Below are 17562 nucleotides of genomic sequence, written 5' to 3' on the forward strand. Positions count from 1 at the left end.
ACCTTTGCAAGATGTTCCCGCGCGTGTCGCAATGAGCGCTTACGGTCTCTACAATGTGGGCCAAGGCAAAACCAACGACGAGCGTTCGCCAGGGGGATAGCACGGGATGGACACGAGGCAAAGGGCCGGCTTGATGGTCGAGCGGATCCGCGCGTTGATGCGTCAGCAAGGCATGAACGACGCGGATTTGGCGCGTAGGACCGGCGTGTCGCCCGGGACGCTGAGCCGCGTGCTGTCGATGGAAACCGAGGATCCTCGCATCAGCACCATCCTCGCGATCGCCGATGCGCTCGGATCCACTGTCGGTTATTTACTGCAGAGCGAGCGCGCCTATCCCATTCCGATTCTCGGTTGGGACGAAGTGGTGGAATTCGCGCGCGGTCAGCGCGACGTTGCGCGCAAAACGCAATGGCTCACCGTCGATACGCCGCGCAGACCCGGGACGTTCGCCGTACGAACGAGGCCCTCCATGGCGCCGCGCTTTCGCGAGGGATCGATCGTGGTGGTCGAGCCCGGCATCGGCCTTCGCGACGCGCAGGTCGCCGCCGCCGTCGTACATGGCGGCGAGCCCGCGCTACATCGCGTGGTGGTGGACGGCGAGTTCGCCTGGCTCAAGAGCCTGAACCCGAAGCGCTCCGAGATGGTCAATGCATTGAGCGAAGACGTGGCTTTGCTCGGCATCGTCACCGAGTCGCGCTTGATCAATCCCTGAACGAGAACGGGTTGAAGTTCGTGTGATAGTCGTAGTAGTCGATCTTATCGATTCGCTTCAACCGTACGGACGCGGTCGCCACCGCCGGTAGCAGCACGAGTTCGTAAATCAACTTCACGAAGATTTGAATGCCGATCATCGTGAATACCACTTCGCGCGGCAGCCTACCCCAGAACAGGATCGTGCAGAACAAGATGCTGTCGATCACGATGGCGACGAACGTGCTACATACGACGCGTGCCCATAAATAGCTGCCCGAGGTCGCGATTTTCAGCTTGGCGAGGAAGGTCGTGTTGATGAATTCGCCGCAGAAATAAGCGACCGTCGAGGCCACGAACGTGCGGGCGAATTCCAGCGCGAGCGCCGGATAGGCCGCGGCGAGCGTCGGGTTTTGCGCTTCCCAACTGGGAAGCCCCGGCGGCAACGATAAGAGCCAGGTGCCGACCACGAACATGAAATTGACGGCGAGGCCGCCCCAAATCACCATGCGGCTCACACGAAATCCATAGACTTCGGTGATGATCGTGCTGAACGCGTAGGTCATGGGAAACGCGATCAAGGCGGCCGGAATGCCGACCACCGTGGGCCCGAACACGGGAAGCCAACCGAGTTTCACTTCGATGACGCGCGCGCCGGTAACGTTCGATAGCATCAAGAAGCCGACGTAGACGAGCGCGAGCAGCAGCACGGCGGGCGTCAACTGGTGCTTTCGCGTCGGGAAATACGACAGCGGCACGAGTTGATCGGTGTAGGTTGCCGCGTTCAGAAAGCCGATGTGCGCGACGTCTTCCCGCGAGAACTTGTCGAGCCACGTCTTCTTATTGAGTTCGCGCGGCGACATCTTGAAGGTCGTGCCCGAATCGCGCACGCGCACGAGGACCAGCGGTTCAGCATTTTCCGACGAGGGCTCGATCACGGCCTCGATTTCGTGAGAAGCGTTTTCCATGTTCGGTTCGCTCGCAGGGGTCATTGACGAATCAAGCGGATGTTCGAAACGTGTTGCACGGGCTCGCTGCCGCGGATCGGATTGATGTCGATTCCGCCGCGGCGCGTATAACGCGCGGAAACGGTTAGCCGTGCCGGCGCGCAGTGCGCTTGAATGTCCTTGAAGATGCGCTCGACGCACTGTTCGTGAAATTCCTCATGGTCGCGGAACGATACGACGTACTTGAGCAGCCCCGCGCGATCGATACGCGGGCCTTCGTAGGCGATGCTCACGGTGCCCCAATCGGGCTGGCCGGTCACCAGGCAATTCGATTTCAACAGATTCGAGTACAGCGTCTCGCTGACGTGCTCGTCGTGCGTCGTCAGCACCTGCGGATCGACGGTGAAATGGTCGATGACGACGTCTTGCTCGTCGATCGACGTGCCTTCCGGCATGCCGATCCGTAGCGCCGAGGCGCGCTCGAGCGGCTCGAGTGTGACGGCAACGGCGGCACCCGCGCAACGGGACAAATCGAGCGCGGCGATGCGTTCGACTTCGGCTTGTTCTTCGAAACGCGTGTTGTTGAACGTGTTGAAGTACAGCTTCATCGACTTCGATTCGATTACGTTCGGCGAAGCGCACGGCACGACGATCGTGGCCATCGCGACGCGCGGGACCCCGCGCGGCGTGAGCCAGGACACCTCGTAGTGATTCCATACGTCGACGCCAAAAAACGGCAACGCACCGGTAATCCCAATTTCCGCGCGCTTGATCGAACGGGGAATGGCGAACAACTTGTCGGGATTGTAGGTGGATTCGTACTTGGATTGTTTGCCCAATTCCATTGGGGCTTGGTTCGATATCGAGTTCATATTTTGAATTTGAGACTTTTGGTATTTACTGTTCGAACGAAGGAGATCGAATGAGCGAGCGGAGCGGACGCCACCGGCCGAATGAATGACGCGCCGCCGGAAGCAGCCTAGGGATGATACTTGATACCGGCGCGCTCTCAACCCCCTACGGTCGGGTAAAGTGAAAATACGGACACGTTTGTCTATTTCGCCGAGATCGTTTCTACGACACCTATTAACTTTGATAGTTTCTGCAGGTCCTATCTTTCGGTAATCTACGTAGTAATGTTGATCGTTGCATTTTTGCAATACATCGACTGGCTCTATTTTGTCGCTTTCGGCACCGAAAGCACACGAGCTCTCACGACACGGATCGCCCAACGCCGTGTCGCCGCCTGCTTGGTATTGAATTCGTCCTCGGATGCAGGCGGCTTCGCCGCGCCCCATCGCCTTCTCGTCGGGGCGCGGCTTCTTTCTCATTCGCAAAACGCGACCGCGCTTCGCTAGTTGCTTCAGGAGGTCATACTCGGATTTGAAACTGCCCTGACGTCAACCGCTCGGAGAGCGAACGCCATGGACAGGACGACTGGGGCGCGCAGCAGGTCGCCGGCACATGAACTGAGGGAATTGCAGCGAGCCGGGGAGACGACCGGCGAGACCACGCCTGCAGTCACGGTCCGGGCGAGAGCGGCGCATTTCGGCGATGGTCTCAAGCGGCTACCCGCGAAGCTGCGCGATCTCGGGACGCGCGATTTCGAAGTCAGCAGCCCCTTTTACAGCGGCCGCCGCTTCGGCAAGGCATTCGCGACACCGATCTCGAAGGAGACGAGTTCGCTGAGTTCGTCGAGCTCGACTAGCTTGATTAGCTCGACCGGTTCGACGCCGCCCGTGTCGCCGCCTCCCGGCCGCGAAACGTTTCTCAGCGCCGCGACTTCCTCGCATCGTACCGATGCGGATATGGGTCGTGTCATGGAGTCGTTCGCTCCATCCGGCCCGGCTCCGGCCGCGGACGCGGCGCATACGCGCGCGCGCCGGGCATTGAGCGATGAGGCGGCCTTTCTGGCCGAAGCATCGAAGCGCTTTCGTGCCGCCGGGTCGAATCCGGCCGCATCGCCCGATGCGCCGACGCCCGATACGCCGACGGACCCCCGAGCGCTATGCGCGCGGATCGCCGAACTCTTTGGCGGACCCGTTGCGGCGGCGAGCGAACTCCCCTATGCCGACGCAATGACTTGCGCCGATGCGATCGCATCGGCAACGGGAGGGGACGCCGCCTTGGCGGACGCCGTACTCGATCGCCTCCAGCTAGGTCTGGATTTTTCCAGGCCGGCACCAGCGACGACGACGATGGCACGGAACGCGGAGCGCTGCGCATGGCGTGCGGCCCAGCTCATGGCGGGAACGAGCAGCGGCTACGAGGCGTTGCGCCGCGTAGCGGGCTCGAGCTGGCCACAGGGCGACGGTGTGCGATACGCCCCGCGCGTATTGTTGCGCGCGGGCGATGCGATCGTTCGCGCGTCGCACGGCGATCCAAGCCCGAGTGAGATTACACGGCAAGCTCAGCGCTGGCTCGTCGATCCCGCCGCCGATCCCACTCAACGCCATCTGGCCACGATGGCCCTGGGCGCGAGCAGACTGTGGCGGACGGGCAACTTGGCGGCGCTGACGCCGGAAGAGACGGGCGCGGTCTTCGCCGGACGCAACGGCTATATGACGGATGGCCCCGGCACCGCGTTCGCCAAGGTCAAGTCCCGCTTGTTCAAGACGATCGATACGTCGATCCCGCGCGCATCGGACTCGCGTTGGAAGAGCGCGCTGCCGCGCGTCGTCGGCAAGCAAAAGAGTGCGTTTGCCGTCTTGGGCAAGGGCATTCATAGCGCGCACCTCGACATCGTCGAAAAAGAGCGCGCGGCCTTGCAAGCGTCTACGCAGTCCGCGGTCGAGGCCCTTGCGACCGAGCGCGGCGCCGACGGCTCCGACGCCGATGCTACGCGCTCACTCGAGGCGATCGTCCGTCGAATGACGCAGACGGGCACAGATGCGGTCTCGGTTTTGGTCGAGCGGGCGGAGATTGCCCATTGGGCAAGTCGCCCAAGCCTCGCATACGGCGAGAAACTCGGCGATGAAGACTTCGATGCGATCGCGAGGAACGTCAGGGAGACGTTCGCGCGGTTGCCGATTCCGTCGGCTGCGGCGCCGCCCGCGCAGCGGGAAGCATGGATGGCGCTGCGCCGGTTCACGACGACGCTCAGACGCGCCTCGCAAACCGGCGGCAAGCGTGCATGGGCGCCGTTGCGCGCGCAGTTGGCGAAGGGCGGCGCGACGCTCGACATCGACAAACTCGACGCTTTGGCCAAGCGCTATCCAGGCGCGAAGGAGGCCGCCGCCGCGGACTGGAAGACGATCGAGCGCATCGCCCGTGCGGCGCCCATCAAGCCCAAGGGCCTTTCGGCCGAAGCGCAGAAAGCGGCGCTCGACGAATTGGCCGACACGATGAAATCAGGGGGAAAGGTCGTACTCGTCGACGGCGGGCAAGTAGGGATCAGTACCGCGGGCCTTTCATCCAACGTGGGCAAGCTACTGCACGCGGGCGGCATCGTGGTTTCGCCGCGCTTGAACCTGCGTGTGCGCGGCGGGCGGCAAGCGTTCGCCGAATACGGCCGTCGTACCGCTTGCTTCTATTTTTCGGCCGGCTCGCAAGACCGGGTTGCGTTCGATGCGGGGGCGGGCGTTCAGGTGGGCGGCGATTATCTTATCGTTCGCGCCGGGGTGACGGCCAACGTCGTTGCCTATCAGACCGATCGATTGAACCGCAATGCGTTTTCCCTGATCGTCGCGCGCCGCATGAAAGCCGATGGCAGCGGGTTCGACGATAAACGTCTGCAAAGAGGCATGGTTGCGGTCAACGCATTCATGTTCGACCATGCGCGCGATCGCGACCTCACCGACGATGAAACGGCATGGCAAGCGTTGGCCCAACGCTTCATCGAAAACGACGATTTCTCCGTGGTCTGGAACGAACAACATCAGAACGAGCGACGACACGGCGTGAACGTTTCGGGCGGTGTCAGCTTCAAAGCCTCGGTTGGCGAGGTGTCGGCGCGCCTGGGACCGCAATTCGGCTATGCCTATGACTACGCCTCCAAAAACGTCGCCGACAGTGTGGACACGGGCGGTACGACAGCGGTGGAGAGTCATCGCAGCGGCCGTGGCGGGCGGCACATCGCGAGCGCGGGGCTCAGCACGAGCCTAGGCGATTCGCCGCATGCCACGGAGGGCCTCGTCAATTTCGGTTTGCTCTCGAGCGACTTCCCGATGGTGCGCTACCGCATCCGCGATCGCCAGCATGTCGCCAAGATGTCGCTCGTAAGGGAAGAGGGAAAGCTCGTGCATCGCGTGTCATATGCCGATACCGAGTTTGCGCATTTCGACGACTACGCGCACGCCATTCGCAACGACGAGCGCTGGGCGCTGATGTTCGGTCTAGACCCCGACAATCCGGCGATGCCTTCAGGCGCCAATCGCGATGCCTTGCTGGCCCGCGGCCGCGAGCGAATCGAATCGCACTTGGCGCAGGTCAAGGCCGATCATAAGGACAACCAAATATTGTTTCACCGCTTTCGTTTGCGCGAGCATGCGGCGAAGGGGCTCGATGCCTATGCCGAGCGTGCTGCCGCACTGCGTGCGAACGGTGCCGGCGAGCAAGAGATCACGCAGTGGGAGCAAGACTACGCCGAACTACTCGCTCGGCCCGATTCGTGGCTGCCCGTCGAATTCAAGGTCTACGAGCGGGTGGGGCGGCAGAGTAGCCCCGGCATCAACTTCGGGCTGCGCGCGACGCTCGAACAAAGCGCGACGGGCGAGCGCGAATTGATTTCGATGATCCATAAGCCGCCTCAGATCGACGCCATCGACCGGATTTGGCCGCGCGACGAGCCCGATCGTTCTTGACGATACTGCAACGCGCGAGGCGATCGATTCATCGAAAGCGCGGACCGGAACGCAGGCAACGCCGAGCGGGGCATGTTGCGTGCCCGGTGCTCCGCCGCGCTGTCTTACGTTCGGGTGTCAGTGATGCGCGAACATCGAACGCCATTTCCTACTGTTCGGCTGCATGGTTGAGCCCGACTGCATCGTCGAGCCCGACTGCATCGCCCCGTCCGTTGTGCCCCCGAACCCGCTGGCCGACGTGGCCGTGGTGCCGCCTTGCGCCGCAACGCGTGCCTGTGCCGCTTGGATGTCGGCGGGGTAGTGGATCTTGCTCGGTTTGTATCCGGCTTGCCTGAGTTGCGTCAGTTGGTTCATGACCTGCGCGTGCGTCGGCGGCTCGTTCGATGTTTGGGATTGAGCAAACGCCGCGGCGGGCAGCAGCATCACGGTGACAGCAAGCGCTCTAAACGGGGACTTCATGATCGGTACCTCCTCTTACATGAGTAGCCGTGGGCACTGATTGGCCACAGCCTGTATGAGCAGTTTGGTCGATCAAGCTTAAGGATCGGTTAACGCGCCCGCACGATCGACGTTACGCGATGTAACGCCGGTAACCGGCAGCGCGGCCTCGAATACGGCAACGGCCGCAGCTTCGCAATCCACTACCCAAGTACGCATCGCTCGCTCCCCATTGTCCGCACGACGATAACCTTCACTGCAGCCATTAGGCCGAAGTCATTAACGGTATTAATCGATCGAAGGAGAAATCCGATGCTTAACGGACTCAGAGCAGCAGCAGCGCGCACTAATGCCTCGGCGGCAACCACGACCGCCGCAAACGCGGCAAAAACCGCCGCAAGCACGTCGCCGACGACTCAAAGTCCCGCCATGCCGTCCGACCCGCGCTTGGTAGGTCTAGGCCGTCGCCCTCTTAGTACGGTCGTGGCTCCGACGCAAATGAAGGACGGAAAAGTGACCGACCCCGGTCATATCCAATACCAAACGACAGAAGAAGAGCGAGCGGCGACGCCCGGATTGCAAGAATCGTACGGACATTCGCGCCGCACCGATTTGCCGGCAACGGAGCGTACTCGGGTCAAAGGAACGCTTCCCGACGGTACACCGTTTAACGTACCCGGTTTGAAGGGCCCCGCTATCGACTATGGGAGCGACAAGACGCTTCCGCGCAATGCGTCGACCAAGATAATCGATCACGGTACGCTATCGCCGGAGCAAGCCGCCATCCTTCGCGATGCGGGACAGCAGCCGATGATGCCCCACTATGAGACGAGCGGCGCGGATGAAGCGAACTGCGTCCATGCGCATGCGGAAATGGCTCGGAAGCTCGGTATGGACCCGGGCGCCGTGCATAAGCATGCCCGCCCGCAGGACCTCGGACAACAAATGGAGGGATTGAAGCTCGACGATTCCGCCGGCGATAAGAAATAACGAAGTAACGCAATCGACAATCGACTCGACGGGGCAATAAGGTAAGCGTTGATGCGCTGCAGCGCATCGACGCTTACCTCGTTTCTCAATAAATTGGTATGCTTCCACGGCGGTACTTTCGGCGCCTGCAGTGCCGAAAGTTTTTACGGGGCCGCATATGCCGAGTAGGTAATACCATCGAACGTTACCTATCGAGGCAGCGCGGGCTTATAAACGCGATGGAGACATTCCGAGGAAAACATGGAGAAGAACAAAAACGTCATTCCCCCCTGTTTTACCCAGCGCAATCAAAGCGCGGATCGCCTGACTGAACTTTTCGTGGATGTGGCGCAGGAGCGCCGCATTAAGAATGGTCAACGGCCGGCCGAGCGAGCGGTATTCCGCAAATTGCATGGGGTCGCTCACGGCCGGCTCGAAATGCTCGAGCGGATTCCCAAGGATTTGAAAGTCGGTGTTTTCTCTCGCGATCGACTCGATGCGTGGGTGCGATTCTCCAGCGACACCGCGCCCAATTTGCCGGATCTGGCTTCGACGCTTGGTATCGGCATCAAGTTGTTTGGTGTGCCAGGTCCGAAGGCTCTGGGCGACGACGGCGACACCTGCGACTTCATCATGCAGAACCACCCCGTGTTCTTCGTCGATACCGCGGAGGAAATGGTGGCGTTCACCTACGCGGGCGTTGTCGCCAACGATTATCCGGGGTACCTGAAGCAGCACCCCGAAACGAATCGGATTTTAAAGGCGATGGCCAAGGTGGAGGGCAGCGTGCTCACCGCCAATTACTGGGCGATTCTGCCGTTCCACGCGGGCGAGAAGCAGTACGTAAAGTACCGGCTAGAACCGGAAACGCCGCCGGAGAACGTGGCCAATAACGAAAGCGATTATCTTGCGGTGGATATGCGCCGGCGTCTCGCGGAGCGCGAGTACCGCTTCCGCTTCATGGTCCAGGTGCGAACGAATGCGAAGTCGATGCCGCTCGATAAGGCAACCGTGGAGTGGCCCGAATCGCAAAGTCCGTATGTTCAGGTGGGCACGCTGATCCTGCCGCGTCAGGATATCTGCGCTCGTGGGCAGGCGGAATACGGCCAAGGATTGAGTTTCAATATTTGGCGAGTGCCCGAATCGCAGCGGCCTGTCGGCTCGATCGCCGAAGCGCGCAAAATCGTCTACGCGGCGGGGGCACGTGCTCGGCATGAGGCGAATGGACAGCCGCTCGAGGATCCTTCGGCACCGCGCCCCGCATCCGCTTCATCCGCGCCGCTCGACACCTGCATCGTCAAGGCAGTGATCTATCCGTCGATCGGCGTGGCCCGTGTCGGCACCAGCCCCGACGAATGGTTCGTCGGGCCCGAGGTGCCGAACCCGCCTGCTCGTCCCCTAGGCTTTTATCGCGACAAGAAGAAGCGGCTCAAGCGCGAGGCAGCGCGTTTTCACGTTTACGGTGTGAACGCGAAGGGCGAAATCGTCAAAGAACTCGATGCATCGAACGCCAAGATCGAATGGCAAGTGCAACTCGCGAACACGAAGGCGGCTTGGTATGGGTTTCAACTGGCCCAGGATATTCCCGAGGCCGCCTCGGCGCCGCCTACGACGCTGCGCAATCCGGGCGTGAAGGATCGTGCTTCGCTCGCCATCACACCGAAACCGTGCAAGGTGCAGGGTAAGTCGGCCAAGCCCCAACGTTTCGACGACGGCCAATTCATGGGCAAGCGCGTTTATCTCGGCGAGATCAGGACGGACGAGCAGGGGAATCTGATCGTTTTGGGTGGCCATGGCGTATCGGCGTCTTACGACGGGAGTCGAGCGATCACGTTTGCCAACAACGAAGGATGGCACGACGATGTTTCCGACGGCCCGGTCACGGCAAGCGTCGAATACGACGGGCAGTCGCTGCTGGTGACTCCTGCGTGGGTAGTGGTGGCACCTCCGAACTACGGTCCGCAGCGCAAGTCCGTTCGCACGATGTGGGACTTGATGCGCGACGTCGCCATCACGAATGGCTCGCTGCCCATGCCCGATCGGCCGAGCTTCACGAAAGAGATTTTGCCTATCTTCGAGCGGCTCAATGGATTGCAGTGGGTCAACGCCGGTTTTGCCGCGGGCTTTGGGTGGAAAGGCGCGGTGGATTTGACGAGCCCCGAAACGCTGGCTCGCCTGTCGAGCGCGAGCGGAGCGTACGTTGAACTGAGACGTACGGTGGCTTTGCAGTTCCGCAACTACGAGGTCGACGCCTGGTCGCCCAAGCCTTGGCCTTGGCTGTACGGGGATGCCATGGCGATACCGGCCGCTAAAACGCCGCGACAAAACGCAATGCTTACGGAGACTCAGCTGGCGTTGCTGGAGGAGTGGGCCGAAGGCAATTTCATCGAGGACTACGATCCGAATAGCCGCCCACCGGCGGATCTGTCGGAAGTGCCGCTCGGGCAGCGCGGCGATGTGTTGACGCAAGCGGCGCTCGAATTCTGTCTGGCCGACGCTTTCCACCCCGGCTGCGAGATGACTTGGCCGGTAAGGTCGGCGAGCATGTATATGGCGCCGTTTCGCTTCTTGCACGCCCCGGACGGTTGGATTGCCCCGAATCCGAGCGAGGTATTCACGAGCGACGCATTAGGTCTTCCCAACGGTCCTTTGGCCGGCCAACAGGCGGGCGGAATCACGCGGTGGATGGCCGTTCCATGGCAGACCGATACGGCGAGTTGCCGTTCCGGCTACGACAAGTCCTACGATCCGTACGTCCCGTCGTTTTGGCCGGCGCGAGTGCCGAATCAGGTGCTGACCAAGGAGAACTACGAGGTCGTGATGGACGAGAATCGTGCCCTGGGAGAACGGCTCGCTGCGTTCGCCAACAGGGCCGCATGGATCGAGCCGCTCGGTTCGACGAGCTACACGCATCAGATCAACAATATGATCGCCCACTTCGATCACCTCGGTGTAGTGGAAGTGCGTGAAGGGCCGTCCGATCGAGCGCATTTTCCGGCAGTCGTCGAAGTGGAGGATCAGCACATCCCCATTCATGACGTCGCTCTGACGGGCCATGTCGCTCATCGCAAACACCATCTGCACGACACGCCGGTTCAGGTGGGGGCAACGCCATACGCCAGCGCGGAATCGGTGGACATCATGACGATCGAGAAAGTGCGGCGCTTCCCCCGCGGGCTGCAAAGTTGAGCGTTCTGCCCGAATTGAAGGCGGATGTGGTGGTGATCGGCGCCGGTCCCGCCGGCTCGATCGCCGCTCTCAATCTGGCACCGTTCATGCGCGTGCTCGTCGTCGAAAAAGGCGGCGAGCACGCAGCGCGCATCGGCGAGAACTTGCCGGCCGCGGCGAATCGCCTGTTGCGCGACATGGGCCTCTACGAGGACTTCGTCGCGCAAGGTCATTTGCCGTCCCGGCATATGCGTAGCGCATGGGGCGATTCGGCGATTTGGGAGACGGACGAGATCCGCAATCTCGACGGCCCAGGTTGGCACCTGGATCGTCGACGGTTCGATGCGTGGTTGCGTGCCGTGGCTCGGCGGCGCGGGGCGGCGATCGTCGACGATACGACGGTGCGAGAGATCGGCCGCGAGCAGCACGAGACCTGGCGTATCGAGTTGATGCGAGGCGGCCGTAAGCTCGAGGTCGCGGCGCGATGGATCATCGACGCCAGCGGGCGGCGTGCCGTGCTCGATCGCCGATTGGGTGGCGGGCGAGAGCCGCGTGATCGTCTGGTGTGTGGTTGGATATTCGGGAAGGACACGGCCGAGGTTTCGGAAGACGGCGACGCGAACGAGTTGCATGCCGAGCGCGGGGGCTGGTGGTACACGTCCTGTCTGCCGGATCGTGGCCGTGTGCTCGCCTTCTATACGGATGCCGACCTCCAAGATGCATCCAGCGCGCATTCGCGCGAGGCGTTGCTGGCACGGGTCGAGAGCATTCCCGAACTGGCCGGCCATCTTGCCGATCGCGGCTTTCGGCCGGACGGCGCGTACGGATTTTGCGCAGCGCATACGGCGACGCAGGATGCGGTTGCCGGTGCCGGGTGGCTCGCCGTGGGCGACGCGGCGCTGGCGTTCGACCCACTGTCGTCGCAGGGCCTGTTCAATGCGCTCTACACCGGGCTTGCCGCAGCCGACGCGCTCTATCGGCGCGCGATCGAAGCCAGTCCGTCCGCCTTCGAGGAGTATCAGCGGCAAATCGAAGGGATTCGGGATGCGTACGTCAAAAATCTGCATGCCTGTTATCAGCTCGAATCCCGATGGGCTGATATGCCGTTCTGGCGGCGTAGGAGAGTGGCATAGCATGCTGCACGATGCGCTAGCATCTCCGAACGATTCGAACGCAACGACAACGCAGACATGACGCATCCGAATACGGCAGCGCAGGCCTTGAGAGTGAAGGTGCGTTGTTGGGTTGTACAGGCATAACTACATAGGATTATCGGGGATGAATACGCTAAAGGATTGTATCGACAGGGTTTTGACCAAAGCCACGCATAGCAGGCCTTATCTCTTTCCCGAGAACACGCTCGTCGATGCCAAGCTCAGAGTAACCGGAAAGACGATAACGGTAACGAACCTCGGGCCGTTGAACATTCCCCCTTTCGATGTCGCGGTAGGGGGCGTCAGGGCCAACATGCCGCAACTCTACGCCGCGGCGGGGATGATCAGCAGTATAGGTTTCGCGGCGACGCAATACGGAAACTCAGCCGATCACGTTATATTCCGCACGCTCTATAACGTTGCAGAGCGAGACCTGGTTTATTACCAAGGCGGGAATCAAGGAACCAAGAGGGTACTGAGTGCGCCCTGCATGATTTGCGGATTGGTGTTGCCGCTCGCCAATTTGACGATCGATCATCAAAGGCCGCAGTCGGGCGGCGAACTCGAGGCGGTCGCCAAGGTATTCAGAACCTTCGGGCTGACCAAAGAGGGGCCAAAAGGGCCAAAGGGGCTGCTGATTCAGGCTCACCTTCGATCGGTGAACCCGAGCTTGGCTACGTTCGGAAGCGTGGCCCCGCAGCCCGGACGTGCAGCCGCAGCGGGTACATCGCTGAGCGAGCGTTACACCCTCAACGATCAAGGCGCGTTGCTGCTGAGCTTCGTGTTAGCGGCAGGCGAAATTCAGAAACTGAAGACGAGTTGCATGAACAGCATTGTCAACTTGCGACCTGCCTGCGGCGTCTGCAATTCCTCGCGCGGCAACCCCTTGAAATTTTCGCCGTAGCCGAGCGGACCTGCAACCGGGCCGGCTCGGCTACATGCAATGCGTCCGTGTCTTTACGCCGGCGTCAGCGATTCTCCAACGACGCGCACGTGCTCACCGGGCTCGAACTGGGGCTGGGTCGCGTACGTGAAGTTGCGATAGCTGCCGTCTTGCATGCGCACTTGTACTTGATACGACGTCGCTTTGCGCACTTCGTGCTCGATGCCGTTGCCCGCAAGACCGCCGCCGATGGCGCCCGCGATGGTCGCGAGGGTGCGGCCCCTGCCATTGCCGACCTGAGTGCCGAGCAAGCCCCCGGCGATTGCGCCGCCGACCGCGCCGATACCGGTGGTGGGTTCAGGCGCCTGCACCGCATTGACCGCTACGATCTCTCCGGCGTTCGGATCATAGGCGGGCGTGCGCGAAGCCGTCGAACGGTAGGGTTCGTCACGGTAGCCGGGCTGCTGCGCGGGCACCACGTGATGGTGCGGGCGTACATCGTTGGCGAGCCGGTCGCTTTCGACATGCGGCGCACGATTGGCCGCAGCGGCACTTACCGGAGCACTGGCCACCAGCCCGCTTTGCATCACGGCCGACGCGCTCTGCTCGGGCGGCGCCGAAACCGCGCGGGAACTCGGCAGCCATCCCGCGATGGCAGCGACGCCCGTCGCGCTAACGAGGATGACCGCCACGGCCGCGGCGGCGATCAAAGGGTGGATGCGGTTGCTTTGCGGATTCGACGGCAGGTTGGCATTCATGGCGAACTCCTTGTGAGGATGTCCCCAATAACGTGGCGCCGCGCTTCCCCGTGCACGGCCAATTGGTGACATTTGTAAGGAGATGTAGCGTCAAACGGTAAAGCGGTGGGAGCAGAGCCACCGATGCCGGCCAGCCGAAACGCGGTCAATAGCGCAGGTAGCGCGCACGTATCGGTGCGAAGCGCGCGTTGGTTTCGCTTTCGATCTTGTCGATTGCCTCGACGCCGCTGCCCGTGTTCAACGCTTGCCAAACGGCATCCGAGCCGATCGATGAACGTGTCGCGGCCAGATCGAACTGGTCGGGATACAACGCATGCAGCGTCACGAGCAACGCCAATCCGAGCTTTGCGGGCTCCGGCCGCACCGCGCCGAGCGATATGGCAACGCCATGGCATTGCTGCCCTCGATAGGTCGATTCAGTCGGGACGAAATCGACGGGCGCGACGCGCGCATCCAGATGTAACGCGTCGATAGCCGCGGCGAGCAGATTGCCGTCGATCCAAGGCGCGCCGATCCATTCGAACGGATGCGGCGTCCCGCGTCCGACGCTCACATTGGCGCCTTCGATCATGCCGACGTCGGGGTACAGGTCGAGTTGGGCCTCGGTCCTCAAGTTCGGCGACGGCGGCACCCATCCTAGCCCGGTGTCCGCGAAGCGCATCGTGCGCGCGTAACCTTGCATCGATATGACGCGCAAATCGGCATGTAGACCACGCTCGCCGTTGAACAGCGACGCCAACTCGCCAACGGTCATCCCCGGCATCAACGGCAATGGAAAATACCCCGTGAACGATTGGCGATTCCGATCGAGAAACGGCCCGCCGAATACATCGGCGCCAAGCGGATCGGGTCGATCGAGGACGAAGAGCGGAATGCCTTTATCCGCCGCTGCCTCGAGCGCATAGCCCAACGTCGTTTCGTACGTGAAGAAGCGCACGCCGGCGTCTTGGATATCGAACACGAGGGCGTCGAGCCCTTCGAGCGAATCCCGCACAAAGCGCTGTGTCGCTCCGTAAAGGCTGCGCACGGGGATACCGGTTGCGACGTCGAGCGTATCGCCGAGCGGCTCGTCGCGGTCGGTGCCGAGCCCGTGTTCGGGGGCGAAGATTCTGACGAGTCGAACCTCGGGGGCGCCGGCCAATACATCGATCGTGCGGCGGCCATGCGCATCGAACCCCGAGCGATTCGTGACGAGCCCCACGCGGAGCCCGGCGATCGGCGCGAATCCCTGCGCCTCCAGCACATCGATACCTGCCCTCACGGAGCCCTTGGCAAGCGGTAGACGAAGCGCCGCCGAGACAGCCGGCTCGAGCCTAGGTACCGCGCGAGCGATGTCACCCGTAGATAGCGCGGCATGCTGGCTCGCGAACCACGCGACGATTTGCGAGCGCAATGGCCTTGCATCGCCGCTATCGTCGGGATGCACGCGATTCGTGAGGACGATGACGAATCGCTTCGATACGAGATCCACCCAAAGCGCGGTTCCCGTATAGCCCGTGTGGGTCAACGTACCCAGCGGCGGCAGACGATCGCGGTTCGGTACGAGCGGTGCATCGAGTGCCCAACCCAGTCCCCGTCCGGACCGAGTATCCATGCCGGGCGCGCGAGTCGCGTCGGGCACGACCGCGGGCAGCGCAAGCGAAGCGACCGTGCCCGGCTTCAATATGCGTTTGCCCTGCAGGCGGCCATCGTCGATCAGCATGCGCGCGAAGCGGGCGAGATCGTCCGCGGTCGAAAAGAGCCCAGCATTGCCCGACACTCCGCCCATACGTTCGGCTGTCGGGTCGTGCACGCGACCGGTTCGCATGCCGTTTCGGTCGGGCGTCGTCGGCGCGCTGCGTGCGATGCGCGGGAGGTCGAGCCGAAAGTGCGTGTCATGCATGTCGAGCGGAGCGAACACGTGTGCTTCGCAGTAGTCGTCGAGCGAGTGGTGCGAGACGCGGCGGACCAATTCGCCGAGCACGACGAAGTTGATGTCGCTGTATATGACGCGCTGCCCGGGCGCCGCGCGCAAAGGCTCGGCGACGACCTCCGCCAAGACGCCGGCGCGATTGCGCGCGCGCGTTCCGAGCGGAAGATCGGGCGCGAAGCCCGAGGTATGCGTGAGAAGCTCGCGCACCGTCACGGCGGTTTTGCCGTTCGCCGCAAACGCGGGCCAATAGCGCGCGACCGGTGCATCGAGCTCGATGCGGTGCGTCTCCACGAGTTGCATGACAGCGGTCGTCGTGGCGACGACCTTGGTCAACGAGGCGAGGTCGAACTCGGTATCGACCGTCATCGGTTCGGCCGCGGGTGCGATCGACCGACGCCCGAATGCCTGTCGATACGAAATGCCGTTCGCATCGCCCGCGACGATGACGGCGCCTACGATTCGTCCGGCGGCGATTTCCCCTTCGACGATATGCGCGGCTTCCAGGTTTGCCGATAGACGGGCGGCGCTCGCGGATTCGGCGCCCGCGCAGATTCCGCTGCTCGACCAAAGCGCGGCGGCGAAGCTACAAACGACGATTAGCGCGGCAAGTCGGCCGGATCGTATCGGTTGCGCGGATTCCATAGCATCCACCCATCGGTGCCTGCGTCCTCGGCTGCCTTCGTCTGTGCGCGAATGGCGGTCGCATCGAACTCGCGCCGGTCGAAGGCGTAATCGCGGAACGCCTGCAACCAGGGGCGAAAACGCACGCCCGGCAAGCCCGTCCTCTGCTTCGCTTCATGCAGCGAACGGCGCACGATTTGTTCGGGATCGGCCACCGGGTTCGTGCATCCCGGCAGTCCCCACGTGAAGCCGGAGGGGTAAAGCATCGGCGAAATATAGTCCAACGGCGCACCGAGCGTTTCGAGTTGTTGTCCGATTGCCGTGTCGTCGAGATTCCAGCAGACGTAGCCGAAGATATCGGCGGAGATGAATACATTAAACGGCGCGAGCCGCGCGCGGGCCGTATCGAGGAAGCCGACGATGGCGCTCGTGCGATTCTCGCGCGTGTTCGGCTGCGAAAAACGCAGGCCGCCGGCGTCGGGGAATCGAACGTAATCGAACTGGATTTCGTCGAAACCGGCACGCGCCGCCTCTTGGGCGACGTCGATGTTGTGCCGCCAAACTTCTTGCGAGAACGGGTCCATCCATTGCAGGTTTTCTCGGTCGCGCCACGGTTGACCGGCGGCGTCGCGGACGGTCCACTCGGGATGCGCCGAGGCGAGCGGGTCGTCCTTGAAGACGACGATGCGCGCGATCAAATACAAGTGGCGGCTATGAAGCGCGTCGATGACCGCCTGAAAATCCTTCATCGACGGCGCGTGATCGCCGACGTACGCGGATGCGCCGATCTGATCGCGCGCCGCGCTTCGATAGGGCGTCATGCCGCGGTCGCCTTTCATGTCGATGACGAGCGCATTGACGGCCGTATGATCGGTCAGCGCGACGGCGGCGTCGCGCAGCGCCGCGTTCGTCACTCCATAGGCGGAAAGATAAACGGCGCGTGGCCGAAACGGTGTCAACGCGATCTTCATCGGCGCATCGGGCGTGACTGTTACGGTAGCACGCAAATAGCCGGGTGCCCGGACCGCGATCGTCGCGGCGCCGGCGTCGAGCGAGAATCGGCCCGTTTGATCGGCGTGCCGCACGCCGCGTGCGTCGGTCATGATCGCGTTCGGAATGGGCGCCTGAGTGTCGGCATCGATGACCACGCCGGATATCGATTGGGCCGACAGTGCGGACGTGCATACGAGCAGCATCCCCAAAGTCAGGATGAAACGGCG

At 62.4% G+C, this 17562-nt stretch carries 13 protein-coding genes; 6 read left to right on the forward strand and 7 right to left on the reverse strand.

The features are described from left to right. Positions 1 to 106: 106 nt before the first annotated feature. A complete protein-coding gene (locus tag C0Z18_RS22600) occupies positions 107 to 712 on the forward strand; it encodes a helix-turn-helix domain-containing protein (protein WP_102647681.1) in 606 nt (201 codons plus the stop codon). On the opposite strand, the gene C0Z18_RS22605 is transcribed toward C0Z18_RS22600, so the two are convergent. Together C0Z18_RS22605 and queF are read right to left on the reverse strand one after the other, a co-directional pair. Beyond that, complete coding sequence (locus C0Z18_RS22605; protein ID WP_233217437.1) at positions 702 to 1658, reverse strand: queuosine precursor transporter; 957 nt, start codon at positions 1656 to 1658, stop codon at positions 702 to 704. The two genes, C0Z18_RS22600 and C0Z18_RS22605, sit on opposite strands and share 11 nt — an antisense overlap. Positions 1659 to 1678: 20 nt before the next feature. Continuing rightward, positions 1679 to 2482: an NADPH-dependent 7-cyano-7-deazaguanine reductase QueF gene (gene queF / locus C0Z18_RS22610; protein WP_233217438.1), complete on the reverse strand. Its 804-nt coding sequence runs from the start codon at positions 2480 to 2482 to the stop codon at positions 1679 to 1681. A gap of 579 nt (positions 2483 to 3061) precedes the next feature. On the opposite strand from queF, the gene C0Z18_RS22620 reads away from it, so the two are divergent. Next, on the forward strand, positions 3062 to 6439 hold the full coding sequence (locus tag C0Z18_RS22620; RefSeq protein WP_146014073.1) for a hypothetical protein: 3378 nt from the start codon (positions 3062 to 3064) through the stop codon (positions 6437 to 6439). A 117-nt stretch (positions 6440 to 6556) separates the two neighbouring features. On the opposite strand, the gene C0Z18_RS22625 is transcribed toward C0Z18_RS22620, so the two are convergent. After that, on the reverse strand, positions 6557 to 6898 hold the full coding sequence (locus C0Z18_RS22625; protein WP_102647686.1) for a DUF4148 domain-containing protein: 342 nt from the start codon (positions 6896 to 6898) through the stop codon (positions 6557 to 6559). Positions 6899 to 7390: 492 nt separating this feature from the next. Here C0Z18_RS22625 and C0Z18_RS22630 point away from each other — a divergent pair, with 492 nt between their 5' ends. Then, positions 7391 to 7867 carry a type III effector gene (locus C0Z18_RS22630; RefSeq protein ID WP_146014074.1) on the forward strand — a complete coding sequence of 159 codons (477 nt, stop codon included), beginning with the start codon at positions 7391 to 7393 and terminating at the stop codon, positions 7865 to 7867. A 207-nt stretch (positions 7868 to 8074) separates the two neighbouring features. On the opposite strand, the gene C0Z18_RS33595 is transcribed toward C0Z18_RS22630, so the two are convergent. Further along, a complete protein-coding gene (locus C0Z18_RS33595) occupies positions 8075 to 8491 on the reverse strand; it encodes a hypothetical protein (protein WP_233217439.1) in 417 nt (138 codons plus the stop codon). On the opposite strand from C0Z18_RS33595, the gene C0Z18_RS22635 reads away from it, so the two are divergent. The 3 genes from C0Z18_RS22635 (at position 8480) to C0Z18_RS22645 (ending at position 13072) form a co-directional block, all read left to right on the forward strand. Next, the gene (locus C0Z18_RS22635) at positions 8480 to 11035 is read left to right on the forward strand and encodes a LodA/GoxA family CTQ-dependent oxidase (protein WP_233217440.1); all 2556 of its coding nucleotides are present in this window, start codon (positions 8480 to 8482) and stop codon (positions 11033 to 11035) included. The genes C0Z18_RS33595 and C0Z18_RS22635 overlap by 12 nt on opposite strands. Further along, the gene (locus C0Z18_RS22640) at positions 11032 to 12147 is read left to right on the forward strand and encodes an NAD(P)/FAD-dependent oxidoreductase (protein ID WP_102647689.1); all 1116 of its coding nucleotides are present in this window, start codon (positions 11032 to 11034) and stop codon (positions 12145 to 12147) included. The genes C0Z18_RS22635 and C0Z18_RS22640 overlap by 4 nt, the downstream gene beginning before the upstream one ends. Before the next feature lie 145 nt (positions 12148 to 12292). Further along, a complete protein-coding gene (locus C0Z18_RS22645) occupies positions 12293 to 13072 on the forward strand; it encodes a hypothetical protein (RefSeq protein ID WP_146014075.1) in 780 nt (259 codons plus the stop codon). A gap of 53 nt (positions 13073 to 13125) precedes the next feature. On the opposite strand, the gene C0Z18_RS22650 is transcribed toward C0Z18_RS22645, so the two are convergent. The 3 genes from C0Z18_RS22650 to C0Z18_RS22660 all read right to left on the reverse strand — a co-directional run bounded on the left by C0Z18_RS22650 (position 13126) and on the right by C0Z18_RS22660 (position 17538). Then, positions 13126 to 13809, reverse strand: coding sequence for a glycine zipper 2TM domain-containing protein (locus tag C0Z18_RS22650; RefSeq protein WP_102647691.1), 684 nt, complete (start codon positions 13807 to 13809; stop codon positions 13126 to 13128). Positions 13810 to 13954: 145 nt separating this feature from the next. Beyond that, positions 13955 to 16363 carry an exo-beta-N-acetylmuramidase NamZ domain-containing protein gene (locus C0Z18_RS22655; protein ID WP_102647692.1) on the reverse strand — a complete coding sequence of 803 codons (2409 nt, stop codon included), beginning with the start codon at positions 16361 to 16363 and terminating at the stop codon, positions 13955 to 13957. Next, positions 16318 to 17538, reverse strand: coding sequence for a putative glycoside hydrolase (locus C0Z18_RS22660; protein ID WP_102647693.1), 1221 nt, complete (start codon positions 17536 to 17538; stop codon positions 16318 to 16320). The genes C0Z18_RS22655 and C0Z18_RS22660 overlap by 46 nt, the downstream gene beginning before the upstream one ends. Positions 17539 to 17562: the final 24 nt, after the last annotated feature.

Origin of the sequence: Trinickia dabaoshanensis, from assembly GCF_002879885.1 — a bacterium.
GTDB classification, from domain to species: Bacteria; Pseudomonadota; Gammaproteobacteria; order Burkholderiales; family Burkholderiaceae; genus Trinickia; species Trinickia dabaoshanensis.

Bases quoted from the DNA above. Each gene is read 5' to 3' on its own strand.
- C0Z18_RS22635 (WP_233217440.1), top strand. From the start codon at position 8,480: ATGCAGAACCACCCCGTGTTCTTCGTCGATACCGCGGAGGAAATGGTG.
- C0Z18_RS22605 (WP_233217437.1), bottom strand. From the start codon at position 1,658: ATGGAAAACGCTTCTCACGAAATCGAGGCCGTGATCGAGCCCTCGTCG.
- C0Z18_RS22650 (WP_102647691.1), bottom strand. From the start codon at position 13,809: ATGAATGCCAACCTGCCGTCGAATCCGCAAAGCAACCGCATCCACCCT.
- C0Z18_RS22600 (WP_102647681.1), top strand. From the start codon at position 107: ATGGACACGAGGCAAAGGGCCGGCTTGATGGTCGAGCGGATCCGCGCG.
- C0Z18_RS22645 (WP_146014075.1), top strand. From the start codon at position 12,293: ATGAATACGCTAAAGGATTGTATCGACAGGGTTTTGACCAAAGCCACG.
- C0Z18_RS22655 (WP_102647692.1), bottom strand. From the start codon at position 16,363: ATGGAATCCGCGCAACCGATACGATCCGGCCGACTTGCCGCGCTAATC.
- C0Z18_RS22660 (WP_102647693.1), bottom strand. From the start codon at position 17,538: ATGCTGCTCGTATGCACGTCCGCACTGTCGGCCCAATCGATATCCGGC.
- C0Z18_RS22625 (WP_102647686.1), bottom strand. From the start codon at position 6,898: ATGAAGTCCCCGTTTAGAGCGCTTGCTGTCACCGTGATGCTGCTGCCC.
- C0Z18_RS22620 (WP_146014073.1), top strand. From the start codon at position 3,062: ATGGACAGGACGACTGGGGCGCGCAGCAGGTCGCCGGCACATGAACTG.
- queF (WP_233217438.1), bottom strand. From the start codon at position 2,482: ATGGAATTGGGCAAACAATCCAAGTACGAATCCACCTACAATCCCGAC.